Below are 21,159 nucleotides of genomic sequence, written 5' to 3' on the forward strand. Positions count from 1 at the left end.
TCTGCCTTAATATTCCAACGCGTAGGGTCAATAAAAGGAGGAATAGTATACGGTAAGAGCACTGCATCGCCTGCTATAAGGGAGTAAAAACCTTGCAATGCACCATCTATCTCATAGAAATTCAGATCGGCATCGTAGGCATCTGTGTGCTGTAAACTTTGTATAAAATGGCTAAAATAAGCCACCCTATCCTCAGCCTCCAAAAGTGCTTTGCGGTATTTCTCATTGAACACCACAGGTGAGTACACCCCATAGACAAGTATTTCTTTATCCGCCTCTTGCTGCTCAAAAAGGGCAATACCGCTGGCAATATCCTTACGATAGTCATAGTCAATATGCTCAGGGTCGTAGGCGCGCACCTCATCCCCCTCATCAGTAAGCACCTGCGTTCCCAGATGATTGGCAAGGCTCTTGACAAATGCCAAACAACCTTCCCAATCGTGGAGTGTTGCAGGAGTAAAGGCACGCACATCATAAGTGGCTTCCCCTTGATTGTAGCTCACTACAAAACCCCGACCGCTTAGCCCTTTTAAGCCTATTAACATCTCACCAAAATCGGAGATAGGTGCATTCATCACCTTTTCATAGTCCTCTGCTACCTCTGAGAGTTCGTACTGCTCAAATGCCTCAGAGGGCAACGCCAGCAATTCCTTAGGGCTCATCACCTCAGGAGCCTGCGTATTCTCAATATAAAAATATTTTCCCATTGTTACTTCTTGCTTCTAACTACTCGTTACTCACACCTCATTACTCAACTCTTTCATCACCTCGCGGGTGAGGGTTGCCACCATATAGTGCCCATCTAACACCTCATAGCTGTCCTCTGGTAAATGCGCTAAGAAGTCGCGGTAGTTGATGCTGGCGATTACCTCATACGCCTCAGGGTCGTTCTCATCACCATTGATAACCACCATTGTAAGCTCCCACTTGTCGATATCCTCTTCTTTAATATCCCAACGTGTAGGGTCTATAAAGGGCGGATACTCATAAGGCAATACGGTAGGAACCCCCTCTGTGATAGCGTACGCCCCATAAATAGCCTTGCTTTTGCGATCTTGATAGAACATAGGGGTAGCTACAAAAGCATCTAAATTCTGCTGTTCTACTACCCAATCGCTGAAGAATTGCACTTTATCCTCTGCTGCTAACAGTGCCTCGCGCACTGCCCCATCAATACACAAAGGACGATAGCAGCCAAATATAAAGCCGCTATTCTCCTGGTAATGCTGCAAGCCAAAGGCAATATCGTTGCGATAGTCGTAATCAATAGCCTCAGGGGCGTAGGTTACTTCTTCCTCATCAACTACTTGCGACCCCAAGTGCTGTCCCAAGTTTTTGATAAAGAGCAGTGCACTGTCCCAATCGCTAAGGGTTGAGGGGGTAAATACCCGTACATCATACTGCTTAGTCTTAGAGTCATACGCCACCTCAAAGCCTCTACCTGAGTGCTCATCGCGCCCCATAAGCATCACCCCATATTCACTGATAGGAGCAGCCATAATAGCATCGTAATCCTCATTATCTTCCCTTAATGAGTACTGTACAAAATCCTTTGGCTGCAACGCCAATAATTCATTAGGGCTCATCACCTTCGGAGCCTTCGTATTCTTAATATAAAATGTTCTACTCATTCCTCCCTTCTCATTTCTATTTTTCTAACTTCTCAATAATACCTATTGATCCTCGCATCTGCACCTCGTTCAAAGACCATTGCTACCACCTCTGCGTGGCGCTTCCTATCGCGGGTATGGCTTCCTGAGGCTGGAGCCGAATAAGCAGGCGTAGATGCCAATCGCCAATTCACCAAATCAAAATTCATCAACATATAGCCATAAGCCCCTTGGTTCTTAGGCTCTTCTTGCGCCCATACATAGTCATCAGCATTCGTATACTTCGCCAGCACTTCTTTGAGTTGTGCTATTGGCAACGGGAAAAGCTGCTCAAGGCGTACCAATGCCACATCATCACGCCCGAGTTTCTCGCGCTCTGCATAGAGGTCGTAATAGAAACGCCCAGAGCAGAACACTACGGTCTTTACTTTGGCAGCCTCAGCAATAGGGTCGTCAATCACCTCGTGGAAATGACCTGTTGCCAGATCGTCCAAGGTTGAAACCACCTGTGGATGGCGCAACAGACTCTTAGGGGTAAATACCACCAACGGCTTACGATAAAGTGCTTTCATCTGACGGCGCAATAGGTGATAAAAGTTAGCAGGAGTCGTACAATTAGCTACAAACATATTCTTATCCGAGCAAAGCTGCAAGTAGCGTTCCACACGCGCCGACGAGTGCTCAGAGCCCTGCCCCTCAAAGCCGTGTGGCAATAGCAACACAACCCCGTCTTGTATCTTCCACTTATCCTCGCCACACGAGATGTACTGATCCATCATTATCTGCGCCCCATTGGCAAAATCGCCAAACTGTGCTTCCCATATCGTCAGCGTATTGGGGCTTGCCATCGCGTAGCCGTACTCATAGCCCAGTACACCGTATTCCGATAGTAACGAATTGTAAATATGCAACGTACCCTTAGCGAACTCAGGCACCTTCTTCAATGCATACAAAGGTGTAATCTCCTCCTCTGTATCCTCCGTTTTCACCACCGCGTGGCGATGCGAGAACGTACCGCGCTGCACATCCTCACCTGTCAGGCGCACATCGTAACCCTCAGCCAAGAGCGATGCGTACGCCAAGTGTTCCGCTCCACCCCAATCGATGGCATCCTTCTCAAGGATACCTTCGCGGCGGTCAGCAATCACCTTCTTTATCTTATTGATAAAACTCTTTCCCTCAGGCAACTGTGTGGTCAGTTTAGCAATTTCTACTAACTTTTCCTTGTCAAAAGAAGTATTCACCGATACGAGCATTACCTCCCGTGCGACAAGCTCAAAGCCGCCCCATTCATTGAGCATAAACGGCTTGATGATGGTCATTGGGTATTTGCGCGACACCTCTAAATCGTTGTCTAATTTCGATTTATAGTCATTCTCTATCTGGGTAACAAACGCCTCATCAACCACCCCTTGTGCCATCAGCTCCTTGGCATAAATATCACGCGGATTCGGATGCTTAGCGATGAGTTTATAGAGCTTTGGTTGCGTAAAGCGCGGTTCATCACCCTCGTTATGCCCATATTTGCGATAGCCCAAGAGGTCTATAAATATATCCTTCCCAAACCTTTGGCGATAATCCAACGCAAAGAGAAAGGTCTTTACCACCGCCTCTGCATTATCACTATTGACGTGCAGCACAGGTATATCCTGCGACTTAGCAATATCTGTGCAATAGGTAGAAGAACGCGAATCGGTGTAATTAGTGGTAAAGCCCACTTGATTGTTTGTAACGATATGGATCGTACCCCCCGTTTGGAAACCGCGTAGGCGGCACATTTGCAACACTTCGTAGACGATGCCCTGCCCCGATACTGCCGCATCGCCGTGCAAAAGAATAGGCAGTGCTTTTGAAAAATTATCCGCACAATAGTGGTCTTGCTTTGCACGCGTAATCCCTTCTACCACAGGCGAAACCGCTTCCAAATGTGATGGATTGGGTGCCAAGTTCAAATCCATAGGCTTGCCCTTGCGCGTATCCTTTAAGGTCGTTACTCCTAAGTGATACTTCACATCGCCATCAAAAGTGTCGTCCATCTCGTAATCCTTTCCATCAAACTCGGAGAAAATATCCTGAGGGTTCTTGTCAAAGATATTTGCGAGCACATTCAGTCGCCCGCGGTGTGCCATACCCAACACAATGTGCTCCACACCTTTCTCACCCGCCTCCTCAATGAGGAAGTCAAGCGCAGGGATAAGCGTATCATTCCCCTCAAGCGAAAAACGCTTTTGCCCTACGTATTTCGTATGTAGGAAGTTCTCAAACGAAGTAGCTTCATTGAGTTTGGTAAGTATCTGTATCTTTTCTTCCTTAGTAAATTGCCGCTCTAGGTCCTCTTGCAAACGCTGTTCTATCCACGCGCGCTCTTGAGGGTCGCGCACATAAGTGTACTCAGTTGCTACGGCAGTGCAAAAGAGCGTTTTAAGCCGCTCAACGATGGTGCGCAAAGCACTTGCAGGCAGCCCTATCTCCTTGGCACAATCAAAAACCGTATCCAGATCAGCCTCCGAGAGCCCATAAGCCTCAAGGCTCAAATCGGGGGTATATGCCTCGCGCGCGCGTAGCGGATTAATGGGTGCAAAGAGATGCCCCCACTGCCGATACCCATTGATAAGGGTCAAAACTTTCAATTCTTTCTCTACCTTCTCGGGGGCAACCACCACTGCTTGTGAGGTAGCAACCGATTGTGTGGGCACAGCACCCTTGTGCAGCTCCGATACCACCCGTGGGGTTCTGTCCTCGTGTGTATCACTGCCCGCACCATATTCTTCTTGGGCAAAGTCAAACCCCTGAAAAAAGGCGCGCCAACTTGCCTCTACTGCATCGGGATTTTCACAATATTTATCATATAATTCACCAAAAAAAGCCGTACTTGCGGCATTCAAAAAAGAATACTTATCCATAATAAGCGTGTTTCGTTTCGTTACGTTTCGTTATTAGTAGGCAAAGGTACGGATTTCTTTTTAGATGGGCAAACTTTTTAACACAAATTTTTATGCAATATTCACCTACTTTCTCTAATTCTCTATGATAAAAATAGTTACGCTCAATTTCTATCAATCCACTAAAATCCTATCATCTACCAAAAACTACCATATTTCCTTCTTCACGACAAGCCTACTTCAAAGAGAAACAAGTGTATTATTAAATCCCCTGTGGGAGTGCCAAAGGCACTCCCACAGGGGATTTAAACCTATTTAATTATTTATTAATATGAGCTTCTTAACGGTATAGAGTGAAGTGACCCATAAATTCACGGTCGTCAGCTTCATCATTGAGACGCATTATGTACCAGTAGTCACCTGATGGCATTTCCTTACCGTCATAACGTCCATCCCATTTTTCACCTGCACGCAACTCTTTGATCAAACGTCCATATCGGTCGTAGATGCGTGTTACAGCATTTGGATAACTACGATCTGGATCTGGATCCCAACCATCATTCTGTCCGTCGTCGTTCGGTGTGAAGTGTGTAGGTGGTACCGACTTGATGTATTCTTTTTCAAGTGTCAAGAAGGTTTCACATCCTGCCTCATCCACTGCGCGAACTACTACCGTCTTATAGATACGTCCATTAGCTGTACGTCCTGGGTCGGAACCTCTTACAGTGTACTCGTTAGTGCCGTTGTACAATCCATTGAAGTAGTAAGTGTATGGTGGCTGACCACCTCTTGCCTCTACTATCACGTGGTTAGGCCGACGTACATCTGACTTATCCTTAACTTCTAAGCCTGGGTAACGCTTGATATCGAAGTGCTTAGTAACAGTATGGTGACATACAGTAGCTACTCCTGCACCCTTATAGAAGATAGTGATTTCTTGATTATCACCTGCATCTATGTCGTGTGTGATCGCTTGGTTACCATTGAACTCTGCAAACGGACGCGCATCAGCTGGGTCGGTGCTATTGATAGCATACGATGTATTGCTACGTGTAAGCGTTCCGTTGGCATTGTTAAAGGTTACTACCACATAACCTGTTGTGTAGGTTGTTGATGAGGTAGCACAACGCACTTTCACTTCTATATCTTGCGATGGTCTGAGGTCAGGAGCGGCTGCTATACTTATTTCTAAGGTTTGTGTACAGCTACCTGAATCACCATATTCTAACATATATCTACCTGGTGTCATACTTGTCTTTGTAACCACTGCCCCTACAGCTAAGTTACCAGAGCCGATAACACTGCCTGATGGATCTTTAAGGGTATAGTTATAAGCAGGTCTACCACCCTTGATAGTAAAGCTCAATGCTCCATCATTTTGTCCGAAGCAGGTTTCTGTTACCGTCTTCGCTGTGGCTATAAGCTGATCAGGTTCGATGATGTTAAACACTTGTGATATTTCACAACCCAGTACATTATCTCTCACCTTCACAGTGTAATAGCCTTGCGATAAGCCTGTATAGCCAGTACCTGAGAATGTGCCTGTATTCGGCGTAATTTCGTAGGTATAGCTACCTGTACCACCTGTTACCTCGTAGGTAATCGTACCGTTCTTCAAGCCGTAGCAAGTGATATCGGTCTTCGTAGCAGTGGTAGCTGTAAGCGATGTATAAGCCTCTACTGTTACCGTCAAGGTACGTGTACAACCATTAGCGTGTTCGAACGTGATGGTGTGTACCCCTGCTGCTACATTGTTGAAGGTACCGCTTGCTTGCTTAGCACCACCGTCCAAACTGAATGATGTAAGTACTGAATGTTGTGGGTTCACACTTGCCTTGATAGTGTTCTTCACACCATTGTTAGGACAGCTGTATTCCACTGTTGCAGTAGCTTGGAGGTCTACTCCCTCACCTATATTCACTGGTACGGTAGTTTCACAACCACGAGCATCCTTCACATAGATAAAGTGTGTACCTGAAGCCAAGCCTGTATAGAGGGTCTTGTTAGGTGTCCAAGTAACTTTATCAATAGATGTGGTATAAGTAGGTGTGCCTCCTGTGATGGTAATAGATACTGTACCGTCGGCACTGCCTATACATACCTCATCAGTCTTCTTATCGATCGCTGCTCTGAGCAATGTTGGTTCCTTGATTTCGAAATGGAACTCACGGAAGCAACCATTTTCATCTTGAGCTAATACGGTGTACTTGCCTTTTGCCAACTTATCGAAGAAGTTCTTTTCTTCGAAGCGGTCAAGACGCGGTGTGATAGCGTAAAGTATCTTACCTGTTCCACCTGTTACCGTTACTGATATTGTACCGTCTTTTTCACCGAAGCAGCTGATGTCGGTATGTGTTGCCACACCTACTTGCAATGCTGGTGCTTCGTTTATCTGAATAGTTTCAGTAGCCACACAGTCTACGCTGGTTACTACTACTTGGTAAGTACCAGAGGTCAAGCCTCCGAATGCCCAGTCAGTAGCACTTATCTGAGTAGCTGTAGCTGTTTGAGCTACCCCACCTTTATAGAGCTTGTATTGATAGTTACCTAATCCACCTGTAGCTGAGAAGGTAATCTGAGCCGAAGCATCACCATTACACTTCACATAAGCGGTATCAGTACGTACCCCAATAGTAAGTGGTGGCACATCCTTAATGTCGATACTGTTGGACGCCTTCGATACGCATCCGTTAGCATCCCGTACATAGAAGGTGTAAGTACCTGTACCTTTCACAAAGGTATTTACTGAGCTCCAAGGACCTGTTGCGCTTTCACCATATGCATACGCTCCTGTACCGCCTGTGGCTGTTACAGATATTGTAGCTTGGTGCAAGCAGGTTTGCGGATCGACGATCGCTGCAGTGACTCTTATTTCATCAGGTTCTAAGATAGTGATAGGACCTAACTCGGTATCACAACCCCAACCGTCAATAATCTTCACTTTATAAACACCTGCGTACAAGCCTGAGAAGGTAGTATCGGTTTGTGTACCGTATACTTGTGCCCCTCCTACATTCCACAACTCGTAAGTGTAGTTACCACTACCACCTGTAGTGCTGGTCACCTGAATTACGGCTGTCTTATCACCGTAGCAGTTTACTCTCACAGTGCTTGTGTAAGTAGCTGTTATCGGTGTTGGTGGAGCTATCACTACATTAGTTGATGTTTCGCAACCACCTTTATCTCTTACTTGAACTGTGTAAGTAGCTGCACTTAAGCCTCTGAACACTGAGGTATCGCTATAAGTACCATAAACTGCGTGTGGTGTACCACCTACCAGCAATCGGTATTCGTAAGTACCCCAGCCACCTTTTGCATCAATACTGAAGGCTCCGTCATTACCGCCACCGTTGCAAGTAAGGCGATTAGTGATTGTTGGCGACAAGGTGATCGGTGCACTTGGCTGACCTATGATAGCTGTCGTAGTAGTAACGGTACAGAATGGCGATTGTTGCTCTTCTATACGTACCACATAGCTACCTTGTGGCAAGCCTGTGATCAAATCTGTTCTTGTTGCACTACCTGAACCTGGTATCACAGCTGTCTTAGGAGGCGTGATAGGTGTTAAGGTATTCGCATCGTATACTGTGTAGCGATAGCTTCCTCGATAGCCTGTAATAGTAAGCTCTATGTTACCATCATTAGCACCGTAGCAAGTTACAGAGCTGCTTACAGTAGCCTTCGCTTCAATAGTGTCGAACTTATCAATGAAGTAGTTTGTTGAGGTATAACAATCTGTTGCAAGGTCTGTGACTTGAATAGTGTAGTTACCCGGTTTATCAAACTGTACTCCATTGAGTGTATTCACTCCTGCTGTAAGGGTTTGCGTAGCTGGTACTGGTGTGCCTGCTCCTGTTGTAGTGATATCGATACGATATCCCTTATTAGAGCCTCCTACTATGGTAATATCAATCTTTTCAGGTTGATTACAGTTAATAGGTTGCGTCTTAACAATACCTATATCAGTGATACGCTTAAGCGGTGGCAATACAATAGGTGTAGTGCTATTGCTTGCTGTACAACCGTTGGCATCGCGTACATACACTACAATAGTCTGTGTAGCACTGCCTGCACTTGTCACACTGTATACATCGCTATTTGTAAAGGCAGATGTATTGGTGCTTGTGCCGTCGTACACTTGGAAGGCGTACTGATAAGGTGCTGTACCTCCGTCGGCAACGGCTTTGATTACTGCCTGCATCGCGTTGTTGTCAGCATCACACTTGAAGTGAGTAGTCACCGTAGTGGTATTGCTTACAATTAGCTTATTAGGCTCTGTAATGGTTACTGTGCTGGTAGTTGTACAGCTACGTGATGAGGTTACTGTGATTGTGTAAACTCCCGCAGTAAGACCTTCAAAGCGGATATCCTTAGGTGTGGTGTTCACTGTTTCAACACGTGGTGTAAACGGTGCTGCACCTACCACCCTTACTTGATAGTCTGTTTGTGTTTGCGATGCTGGTAAGGTTACTACAAACGAACCGTTGTTGTCGCCGTGGCAACTTACATTGGTTTGGGTTGTGGTAAAGGTTACCGTCGCTGCATCGGTAACATCAATTTCAGCGGCAGTTGTTGCGGTTGCACAACCAGTAGTTCTGTCGAATACATCTACTTTGTACTTACCTGCTGGGACGTTAGTGAATACGCCTATTGCATTCTGTTGAACTACCGTACCCGCTGGGCTTGTCTTCAATGTGAACCACAAGTTACTAGAACCACCTTGGTAAGTAACTGAGAGCGTAGCCCCTGTAGCAGGTGTACAAGTTACTTGCTTAGTGATCTTAGCGTCTACATCGGTTACAGGGTCGTAAAGGGTAGCTGATGAAGTGAGCGTTGCTGTACAACCCCAAGCATCAGATACTACCACCTGATAGTGACCTGCGCCGAGACCGCTGAATACATTACTTGTTTGTGGGCTTCCTAATGGAGCTCCGTCTTTTATCAATTGATATATGTAATCCTTGCCTGCACCACCTTGTACATTCTGTACGGTGATCTGACCTACATTTACACCACAGTTCTGAGCTGTGATCGTAACTGTACCTGTTATAGGGTTTGGATTGACAAGCATAACTGTGCCTCCTACTGGCTTAGCACATCCACCTCTATCACGTATCCATACGTGGTAAGTACCTGGTGCCAAGTTGCTAAACTCATTAGTAGTCAACCAAACTGAGCTTGGTGTTGGTGCTGTATTACCTACATAATATTCGTAGCTGCCCCATCCACCTGTTGGGCTTACCACACTTATCTTACCATCATTACCCTGACAAGTGATTGACTGTACGCTTGTGGTGGCTGTCAGTGCTGCATCTGGCTCTTCAATAGTGAAGGTAGTGCTTTGTACACACTGAGAGGTCAAGTCAGTTACTGTCATTGTATAGGTAGCAGGTTTCAAGTTTGGCACCGTAATGATGTTGCTTGCTGGTACAGTTATCGGTGCGATAGTAGTACCACCTGCTGATGTTTGGAAGGTAGCTTGGTAATTGTGACCTGCAACAGTATTGCTCAATGTGAACGATGCCGTACCGTCGTTATCACCTTTACAAGTTACATTCTTAATTCTTGGATCGGTAATCCTAAAGTTGTTAGGATCGACTGAGCGATAGCCTACTTGGATGATACAGCCCGTAGTTTTGTGACCAATCCAGAAGGTATGCAAGGTATTTACTGCTAAATTAGTAAATGTATTACTTGCCTGCCACTCAGGTGCTGTACCGATAGGTGATGTAGGTTTCGTAGCACTATGAGCATAGAATACCTGACCTGCTGTAAAGCTACCACCACCAAGACGTTGTACTTTCACTTGTGCTGTATCACCTGTCGCACAAGTACCACCTGTTACCGTTACAGTAGCCGTATTTTCATCAAAGCCTTCGTAAGGCAATATTTGTCGCGTAGTGACTGTACTACATCCACTGCTATCGGTGATGGTGATGGTTGCTATACCCCCTGTAGCATCACCAATGATGAATGTATTACCTGTACCTGTGACCGCCTTAAATTGATAGCTTATCACGTATGGTGGTGTACCACCAGAGATAGCGCTATTAGGCACTGTGATCTGTGCACTCTGTGCGTTACCCGATGGGTCGCAACCAAACTGCTGAACTTGTATTTGTGTAGCACTAACAGTTATAGCTGTTGGTTCACCTACGGTTACCGTTCTGGTGAACTGACAGTTATTAGGTGCTGTAGCTGTGATAGTATAGACACCTGCCTTTAAGTTAGGTATCTTCTTATCAGCTCCTGGAGCAGGTACTACCCCTGCAGAACCTTGAATAGCATACGTATAAGCCCCTATCGCTGCATTAGTCTCGATGATATAGATAGCACCATCAGTACCGCCGTGGCAGGTTACTGATTGGGTATTCACATCGAAGTTAGGCACCTCACCAGCATTTACTGTTATCGTCTTAGTAAAGCCTACACAACTTGCTGGTGTAGCTTCGTCGTGTACGTTGATAGTATATACCCCTGCTGTGGTAACATTGATATTCTGAACCGTAGCTGGTGCCACTATCGTACCACTGGCAGGTGTAGCACCTGCAGGTCCTGTCACGGTAAAGTGATATTTACCTGAACCTTTCTTCACTTCTATTTTGATAGCACCATCAGGTGGTGTATTACAAGAGATGTGCTTATCAACACTCAACTCTACCTCTAAGGTTGGGCTGAGTACATAACCACCTGGGTAAGTGTATTCACAACCTGTAGCTTTTTCACGTATTCTCACGTCGTAAGTGGTAGGCACTAAGCCTGTGAATACGTTACTTGCTTGCCAAGAAACACCGCCATCGATAGTATACTCGTAGTTGCCAAGCTCAGTAGGTGGGGCATCGGTATTAGGACTTGCTGGTGCTTTAGCCTGTGGCCATACTTTCAAGCCGAGGGTTGTGCTACAAGTTTCGCCTTCTATACGGTTGATCTTAGGTGAAGGTGGTACCACAAAGGTATGCTGCTTCACGTCGGTACAGCCATACTGGTCAGTAACGGTGATATTCACTGTTACATTCTTTGCAGGGTCTGGATGTACTGGTGCATTTGCAATATTGCTACGTGGCACTGTCAAAGTAGGTGCTGTGCTTGCTGCTATTGGGTTGACAAAGTCAGCTGGATTTGCAGGCTCTACCTTGTAAGTATACTTACCGCCACCACCATTGGCTTTAATATCTATTGTACCATCAGTAGCACAAGTGATATTGGTAGTTGCTGTGAAAGTAAGTGTCAATGGCGACAGTACTTTTATTTCCACATCACGGCTACCCCACTGACAAGCATTAGGTGTATTTTCCCTAATGACCACGTAGTAAGTACCCGCGGCTAAGTTTGCTGGCACTGGGGCTACGAAGGTGTCAGGCACTCCTGCGGCAAGGAATGGTCGAGGACCTCCTGTTGCCATTACAGGACCTGGTGTTGTGCCTAAGCCTGGCGTTTTCTGATGGATTGTCCAGTTGTAGGTTGCATTTGCTGGAAGGCTTGTATAGCTTGCACTACGTGTTACTGTGATAGTAAGCTGACCGCCAGTGGTTGTACCTGCACATAAGTGCTTAGGTTCAGTAGTTACGGTAACCGCTGGTGTAGCCACTCCTTCATATATATCTTTTTCACTAACTGCAATACAGCCATAACTATCTTTTACCTCAAATAGGTAAGTTCTACCTACGATGAGATTGTTAAATGTATAGGTTCTATTTGGTGTAGGTGTTGTTGGCTCCCAAGCACCACCGTTAACACGGTATTGGAATGGTGGGTTACCTTCACCTGCTGGAACAGTTACTGTTGCATTAAAGCCTGCTGGTGCGTGTGCACAACCATTGGTAAAGGTAGGTACTGTTGTTGACACTGTTACCCCTTTGATAGGACCTGGCACGACGTAAGCTGCCATTTGAGCTGTACAGATTGCAGGGTCAGTAGCACAGTTGCCGCCCTTAGTGATGGTCTTTAACTGTAATATTACCGAAGTACCTGGCGTATAACCACTACCTACAGGTATGTTGGTGTTGGCGCCTGTTACTGCGTGCCAAGAAGTACCGTTATCTACACTATAACACAAATCATAACGTGCGGTGTAGTTCGTGTAGTCAGCTGGCTTGATATGAACTGTTAAGCCTATGGCTGTTGTACCTGTAGTTGTACATTGCCCTGTGCCTGCTGTAACGCTAAGTGTACCTTCAAGGACTGGGAAGTCGGCAAGGGTGATAGTTTTATTTACCACACAACCATACTTATCGGTTACACCTATTGAATAGCTACCTGCCGCTAAGTTATTAATAGTGTAGGTGCGTGTGTTGATACCTCCAAAGGTTTGAGGTGTTGCCCCGCCTGTTACGGTAACTGTAAAGGTAGTATCGCCTTTGATGTTATTCAAGGTTATCTTACCATCGGCACTACCGTTACAAGAAGGTTCAACCTTCGTAAGGGTAAAGTCAACATCATCCGCTTTATTAACGGTTACTGTAGAGGTCTTAGTACAATCGCCTGACTTAACGTATATTTCATAGTTTTTAGAAGTACCTGCAAAGACGGGTACTGTAATGCTATTTGCAGCACCATAAACAGGGGCACCTGCTGTACCCGCTTCTTTAAAGGCATATTGATAAGTGCCATTACCACCTGTAGCAGTTACTGTAATCTTACCTGCTACACAACTTACTGGCACTACCGAGGTATTTACATCAAGCTTGCCATCAATAGTAACGGTTGTACTGCTTTCACAGCCATACTGATCTATTACCCTAATGGTATGAGTACCTTGGCTTAAGCCGTTGAACCTATAGTTTGTTGCACCTGCAGTAAGTGTTATAGAGGTACCGCCATCTATCTGTAACTTATAGCCATCGTTACCGTCGATATTCTTCACTTCTATCCAGCCATCATTATTACCTGAATAGCATCCTACTTTTTCAGTATTAAAGGTTACTAGTTTAGGCTCTCGCACGGTGAAGGAACCTGTAGTAGTAGCCACACAACCATTAGCATCTTTCACTACAAAGCTACCACTTGCTGGTGCTGTGATATCAAACATTGGTGAACTTTGTGTCATAGGAGCTCCGCCGCCTGCTGGGTGCCAAGTATAGGTATATGCTGGTGTACCTCCCACAGTTGTAAGAGTTACTCTTGCAACTTTATTGTTCGAACACATTGCTGGTGTAGTTATGGTAGCTGTAAGACTCAATGGGTTAGGTTGAGTAATATTAACTGTCTTGGTAACCACACAACCACGGTTTTCAAACACAATGGTATTGCTACCAGGTTGCAAGTTGTCTATCTCTATTGTAGCTGCTGTAAGGTTTTGCAGTGCTGGGCGAGCTACATTGTTTACCTTGATATTATAAGTGCTGCCACTGCTTCCTATGTTTTCTACCTTGAATTTTACCTTACCAGTATTAGTACCATTACAAGTAGCGTTGGTTTGACCCTCTTGTGTCACTTTAAACTCGTGACCAGTAGGTACATTCACTGTTATTTCTTTTTCAAGCCAACAAGTTTCAGGTTCTTGGAACGCTTTAATATCATCTACCAAGAAGTCGCAACCATATCCTGTAAAGTTTTTATTACGTATACGTATCTTTACCGAACTTGTTCCTGCAACATTAGTAGACTCTCCATCAAACTTTATCCAAGCATCTGGATTTCCTCCATTCTTAGGTATTTTACCAGAATCTTTTCTAAATAGTACATTATTAGAAGCATCAACTATCTCGAATGTTAATTCAGGGTCTTCTGGTAATTTTCCTTGTGGAGAAGGTATGCTATTGTCTTGGAATAAATTGTATATCCAGAGTTCAAATTTTATCTTCCTTGTTGGATCTACATCATTCACTAATTTTTCATAGAGAATATCATTAGTTCCTGGCTGTCCGTCTGCCATATCCATATTCATAAAGCGGTCAGTATCGCCTAATACTGTACCAGCAGCGTAATGACGTGAGTTTGGTTGTGTCCAACTACCAGGAAAAACATTAATCATAAGTGCTTGTGACTTACGATTAACAATACCATAACCATTGTGATTTACCAAGCAATCTCTTGTTGTAGGACAGTTTTGGAAACATTGCAATTCTATTGTTGCCAAAGGATCTATTTCACCTAAACAAGCCTCTGCTCCAAAACCAAAATCCTCATCTATTAACATTGAGTTTGCTGGTAGAACGGTATTTCTATACTTAATAGTAGCCGTATAAGTACCAGGGGTAAGCCCTGAAATGGTGCCCGTAGTACCAGAGGCTACCTTACCACCTATGTGGTATTCAAAGTTGTAACTACCTGGAGTTCCTGTAAAGCGCACAGTAGCCTTACCTTCACAATCGTAATCAACGATAGTTTGGGTAACAACAGGGTCAGCTATCTTGGGTGGTACGGTTACCGTAAGCTGTTTTTCACAGCCTTTGGCATCACGTATGGTTACAGTATGTGTGCCAGCTGGTACCCATACTTCTTTGTTACTGCTAAAATTACCACCAAAACTGTATTGGTAAGGTGGTGTACCACCTTTCACGTTCGAGATACGCACTTTTGCCTTGTCAGCATTGGCACCAGAGCCACAGCCTATAAGCCCTGCTACGGCAGCAAAGCCAACTAATGGCTCTGGTTCTCTTATCACAATAGTAGTAGTCGTTTCACAGCCTTTGGCATCTACTATTTTTAACGTATGTGTTCCCACAGCTATACCTGTAAGAGTAATTTGCCCATTGCTCATACCCTTTGGTGTAGTGCCTATAAAGAGATTATAAGGTGCAGTACCTCCTGTTATAGTAACTTTAGCCTCACCATTACCAGCTCCATTACATTTAATATCTGTAGTAGTAACTGTAACGGTAGGAGCCGCAGGTTCTGTAAGAGTAGCAGAAGCTGTTACTTTACATCCTTTGCTGTCAGTTACCTCAAAGGTATAGGTGCCAGCAGTAGCCGTTTCATAAGAAATAACCCCCGTAGGAGGCACTGGAGTTGCCCCTTGTACTTGGGTAGTTCCTCTTCTAATAATGTAGGTATATGGTGGGTAGCCATCCTTTACTGTCAAAGTGATCTTACCATTCTTATTAGCTGCTGTACAGAAAATATCTTTAATAACTACTGCTCCTCCTACTGTTTGTATTTTATTCTTTACTTCAAAATTATAAGTAGCACTACAGCCGTTCTTACCTATCACCTCAGCAGTATAATTGCCTGCTGACAAACCTGTAAATACGTAAGTATCTGAAGGGTTGTTAGGTGATTTTACAATTCCATTTAACTTATAGGTATACGGAGCTTCTGAACCCCCTCCTGTCACAGTTACTTTTACAGCCACCTTAGCAGTGGGAGCTGCACAGTAATCAGAGCCAGTAGCGTTTTCTTGAAGTGTAAGTGTTTTTGCAGGATTTACCACAACAGTTGTTTTTGCACCCTCACAACCATTGTCATCTACTGCCCATACAGTGTAAGTACCTGCAGCATTAACTGTATGTTTATTAGAAGCCTGTGGTCCCGCAAGGCGTGTTGTTCCTCTATAGAAATTGTATTTATAAGGTGCTTTACCACCTGTAACTCCTGTTGCTATGAGTTCAAAGGTAGCAGGGCTACAACCTAAGTCACCCCCTTGTACAGTTGGTGCTGTTATAGCTGTAGGTGCTGAGATATTGACATTCTTTGTAAACTTACAAGGAGTAGTGTTATTAGCCTCATAGCTAATTACTACGCGGTGATTACCTGGAGCAATATTATTCCATACAAATGGGTTTGCTGTTTCTCTTACAAAGGCACCTCCATCTTTTGACACATAATAACCCGCAGCAGGAGGGTTAAGCACCCCTATTTGATAACTGCCCGTACCTGTATTACAAGTCGGCTGCGTAGTTCGTTCTGATGAATCATCTATTTTGAAAGCTCGACCATTGTCTACTTTCACCGTAATGGTCTGGGTGAAAGGACATATTTCAGGCTGCTGCCATAGGTAGATATCGTCAATAGCCAAGTCATTACCATCAGTCACGTCACTGTATGAGCGAACTACCGCATAAAGCGTGCCGTGAGTGCCCGGATCAAGCTCAAAGGTTTTTACTGTCCAGTCGTTGGCATTGCGCCAACCACGAATACGAGGGTTGATACGCTCAGAAGCTACACGGCTGCTACCGTCGAGGATACCAGTTTCGTTGTAGTACAACTCTAAAGCGATATCAGGTGCACCACCTGGGTAGCGACCATCAGTATACGCCAAGAGGTTCATCAAGGCAATTGAGAATTTAATCTTCTTATTAGGGAGGATATCAGTAATCTTGCGCTGATAGAGAATTGCTCCATCTCTACCTATGATATCACCAATATTGACCATCAAGTAGCGCCCATCAGGCAAGCCTGTATGGTCGTTAGGGATTACCCACGCACCGTTATTATCAGCACCCAAACTGTGGGTCACCACATATTCACCGTCAGCTAAGGTCTTGTGAGGTCCGTAAGAACTCAAGCCGCCTAAAGCATTCTTAGGGGTCTCGCCTGTTTGTAGCTGTAAGTGGTACTTTTTATTAATATACGGTGTACTAGTGTTCTTACCTTGTCCAAATGTTTCATTGAAGAGTACATTAGGAGTAGGGATGGTAGCATCAGAGTAGCGTACCAATACATTATAAGTACCAGGTGCTAAGTTCTTAAAGTTGTTATCTGTACGCCAAGTAGCACCACCATCTATACTATACTCATAGTTATAGCCCGCTGGCTTATTGATGGTAAAACTACCTTTACCCTCACAACTGTAGGTTACAGTAGGTTGTTGGAGGTTAGGTTGATCTGGTTTCTTCTTTACCTCTACTTTGATAGGACCTACTTGACAGCCTGCACCGTCTTTCACGTATAGGTTGTGGGTACCTGCTGGCAGATAAGCACTACGGTTAGTAGTCCACGAGTTACCTCCATCGAAGCTAAACTGGTAATTGCCGTCACCGCCCTCTACATTGGTAAAGCGTACTTTAGCTTTATCAGCGTTAGCCCCTGTACCACAACCGATGAGGGACTCTACCCCTGCTGAAGCTAAGAGGTGGGTGTCAGTTTGTGCAGGAACGGTTACGGTCTTAGGACTTAGCTCGCAAGTATTGCTACCATATTTATAGCGTACCTTCACCGTATGCGATCTGCCAGAGGCTACCCCAGGAAACTCGTTACCGCTTTGGTAAGTCCCGTTGTCAAGACTATATTCAAAAGTGAAGTTATAGCCTGTAGGGTTGGTGGTGGTTACCACTATCTTAGCGGTAGCCCCACACTGGGTAGGCACATAGTTAGCAGTAAAGGAAGGCTCAGCAATCTTCTTAATAGTAACGGCAGCAGTAGTCACCTTACAGCCATTCTGATCTACCACTTCAAAGGAGTAAGTACCTGCAGTGGTGATGGTGAAGTCTGTATAGCCATTTTTATATGTTTGTCGCGAAGTTCCACCAGGTCTCATCACTACATTATAGCCTGTTGTAGCGTGAGGCGTTCCCCCTGTGACTGTTACACGTACAGAGCCCTGACCCCCACACATAATATCTTGTAGTACAGAGGCAGTAGCTTGTATGTCGGTAGTTTTAGCCACTGTCACGCGCTGGGTGAGTGAACAACCATCGTCGGTTTTTGCTTCAACGATGTAAGCACCGTTGTTCAAACCTGTTTTGGTGTAATCCACACTATTGGTTTTTGTAGGACCATCGACGATATCCTTAGTGGCGTTATCTCTTTTGATGGTATACGTAATAGGTGGATAAGGGTTGCCCTCAAGTTGTATACGGATACTACCTTGACTAGTAGAACAGTTCATCGGTTTAGTAGTAACCACCAAGTTAGGCGTACGTTTATCTATTTGTACGGTTTCCTCAAAGATACAAGGAGAGTAAGTAGCCGTAGTAGTGAGCTCTTGTTTGATCTTTACCGTATAAGTACCTGGGTTATCAATAGTAAACTCACTGCTATCTTGGTAGTTTTTCAACATTGAAGTACCTTGATAAAGCGCAAACTTATAATTAGTAGGTACATTATTGATTTTGATAGTACCTTTTTTAGTACAGATAATATCGCGCTTATCTACTTGAGGTCTTATATCATTCTTAGTAATAGTGAAGTAGTGGGTAGCCACACACTGCCCTGGATTGTAGGTGATTTCCACACGGTAGTCGCCCCTATCTCGCAGCGATACGTTAGGACCTGTGGCAACATCCTGCCAAGTACAGCCGTATTCATTGCGTACTGGGCAGTCCTTAGGGTGTGAAGATGGCACAGTACAATTCACACGCTTCTGCCATTTATAGCTGACAGCGTTATTCACCCTACCACTGAGGCTGATTTCTGCTCTAGCATTAGCCCCACACAAGTAGATCTGTGGGTAATCCAAGCCATCGTTGGCACACTTGAATACCTCACCATTGATTCTCTTATCGTTGATATATTTTGAGATAGGGTTGTTAAGTACCTCTTCGTAGTATTTTACAGTGATCTCTTCAGGAGCATTCACACAACCAGGTTTTGTTTTGTCCACTCTGTAGACCCCAGGCTCAGACACCTCTAAAGTCTGCTTTGTTCCTAATACTTGGGTAGAGCCTTTTTTAGTCCAACGGTAAGTATCGAAGCCATTACCTGCTGTGATGGTCACCTTGCCTTTACAGAGCACTTCAGTACGCTCAGCCACACAGTTGCTTAGGTCAACCACCACATTCGAAGGACCTTCCTCACGGGTAGAACAGTCGACCCCATTATAGCTCTGGGCTGTAAATTGTTTTTTATCCTCTTTACCTTTCCCTGTAGCCACCGCTTGATTCTTAATCACATTAGAGCAGGCGTCAATATACCTACTACAATCAGATGCTGCCTTTACTGAGAAGCGTATTTGGTGCCAAGCGTGGTCTTCACGGCTCACCAAAGAATTAGGTATCCTAAAGGTGAGTTCGTGGTTAGCGACATTGTAGCTCACATCTGCAGCAGTCATCCCTGGACTATTAGGAAATTGATAGTTAGCCGTAGCAGGGTCGAAGTCGATAGTAGAAGGCAGTTTATCAGTGATCACCATTCCTTCTACATCATCTGCCCCTGTATTTCTAAACTGTAATTGATATACTAAAGGTGTTCCTTTTTGTATTTGTTGACCTGTGATATTTTGGTTTGACGTATTCCAAACAGTTTTCACCAATTCCACCTCAGGGCGCATTACCTCAATACTAAAGGCAAACATAAAAGGGTTGTAAGCATCAGAGCACCCACCTTCTGCGGTAAGCTTGATTTGTACAGAAGTAGTGGTATTGTCTAAGATATGATTCCCAGAGTTGGGTACATCAGCAATCCCCGCATCAAAACCAAAGAGGTTCTCAGAAGCAGGGTTACGATGAGTGTTAATACCATTCTCATCAGTAACAGTACTGTTAAAGAAGTTAGGTCCTTTTCTATGACACCATAGATTATCAAGTAAATCTTGACGTCCTGGAGCTTGTATATATTCAAAATTAGGGTTCTTCCCTTTAATTTGAACCGCATCATCTATCCAAGGGAGCTCCCCTTCCAGAGCAGCAAAACCTATTTTGGCATTTACAGTTCCCACAGGGGTTGTTTTAAATCCTGAGATAGGGAAGGTAACAGCACCATTTGGCTTATTAATTACAGTAGCAAAGCCATTGAACAGAGTAATATAATGGCTTCTTATATCAGGGTTTTCATATACGACATAAAGCACCCAACCTGCAGAACTGTTAACTTCAGAGGCTGTTTGCTGAGGAGCTTGCATATCAGCGACAAAGTAGGTACCAAAGCCTCCTGCCGCTACTAAGTTAGTAACATCCTTACGAGCAATATACGCCCTATTCTCTTTACCTACTTCTGGAACACCTCCCGTAAGACCATCAAAAATAAGCTCATCGGCTGTGAGCTGCTGATAGCCTCCATTAGGTGTTTTAAACTTCACCTTATTAAAGTTAGCTTGCATCAGACGCCCTTTGTTTAGCTTATCTCTTGTAAAATGAGCAGCCCAATAGAGGTAGGCCTTCTTAATCTTCGAACAACGAGCATTTACCCCTTTTACAGGATTAAGCAGGTCAGCCGAACTCGAGTTAAAGGTACTCGGATCATTATCCACATCGGTAAAGTTGAGCTCCACACTATTATTTGAATCTTCATTCTTTAATGGGAAAACTACCTTTGTGGGAGTATTGGCTGGATACTTCCCCTTATTGATAATAGAGTTTCCTATTACCAACATATCCCCCTTTACCGTCTCTTGGTAGATAGGTGCATAAGGCTTTAACGTTTGTGCAAAGGCGGCAACAGACGCCCATAAGAAACATTGTAATAAAAATAACTTTTTCATACTCGTTGAAGTTATATGTCGTAATATCATCTTTCCGTAGTTTTTATATTGCATAGCTCGCAGCCACACATACTTTATTTACTATCTAAACTGCCCTGAGCCTCCCACTGAAATTTTAACCTTCTATTAACAAATCTAAGTGCTTTTCTAAGCCTCGGGCTATCAAATTACCCTAAGCAATGTATTTTTATAACAAATTGACTTACAAAGTAGTATACAAACATACCTCTAAAAGGCTTTTCTGCATATTGCTCTGTATAATAGTTACACTACACTACTCAACCGCAAAAGTAAAACATTTATTTTAATTAAAAAACAATAATCAAAAAATTAACACTATTTAACACTTCGAGAATTTCTTAAAAGCGTT

4 protein-coding genes (1 of these 4 cut by a window edge) are annotated in these 21,159 nt (G+C 44.3%); all 4 read right to left on the reverse strand.

Annotated elements, in window-relative coordinates; genetic code table 11:
* Positions 1-707, reverse strand: partial view of a DUF4299 family protein gene (locus tag AXF12_RS11145; protein ID WP_066431244.1) — the 5' portion only. 199 nt of this gene lie to the left of the window's left edge; the window shows 707 of its 906 coding nt (coding positions 1-707); the start codon lies at positions 705-707; its stop codon lies off the left edge, out of view.
* A 30-nt stretch (positions 708-737) separates the two neighbouring features.
* On the reverse strand, positions 738-1,631 hold the full coding sequence (locus AXF12_RS11150; protein WP_066431247.1) for a DUF4299 family protein: 894 nt from the start codon (positions 1,629-1,631) through the stop codon (positions 738-740).
* Positions 1,632-1,663: 32 nt separating this feature from the next.
* Positions 1,664-4,513, reverse strand: a complete 2,850-nt coding sequence (locus AXF12_RS11155; protein WP_066431250.1) for a 2-oxoglutarate dehydrogenase E1 component — start codon at positions 4,511-4,513, stop codon at positions 1,664-1,666.
* A 319-nt stretch (positions 4,514-4,832) separates the two neighbouring features.
* Positions 4,833-20,789, reverse strand: coding sequence for a T9SS type B sorting domain-containing protein (locus AXF12_RS11160; RefSeq protein WP_066431252.1), 15,957 nt, complete (start codon positions 20,787-20,789; stop codon positions 4,833-4,835).
* Positions 20,790-21,159 lie beyond the last annotated feature (370 nt).

The sequence above is a fragment of the Capnocytophaga haemolytica genome (genome assembly GCF_001553545.1).
Taxonomy (GTDB): Bacteria; Bacteroidota; Bacteroidia; order Flavobacteriales; family Flavobacteriaceae; genus Capnocytophaga; species Capnocytophaga haemolytica.

Bases quoted from the DNA above. Each gene is read 5' to 3' on its own strand.
- AXF12_RS11150 (WP_066431247.1), bottom strand. From the start codon at position 1,631: ATGAGTAGAACATTTTATATTAAGAATACGAAGGCTCCGAAGGTGATG.
- AXF12_RS11155 (WP_066431250.1), bottom strand. From the start codon at position 4,513: ATGGATAAGTATTCTTTTTTGAATGCCGCAAGTACGGCTTTTTTTGGT.
- AXF12_RS11160 (WP_066431252.1), bottom strand. From the start codon at position 20,789: ATGAAAAAGTTATTTTTATTACAATGTTTCTTATGGGCGTCTGTTGCC.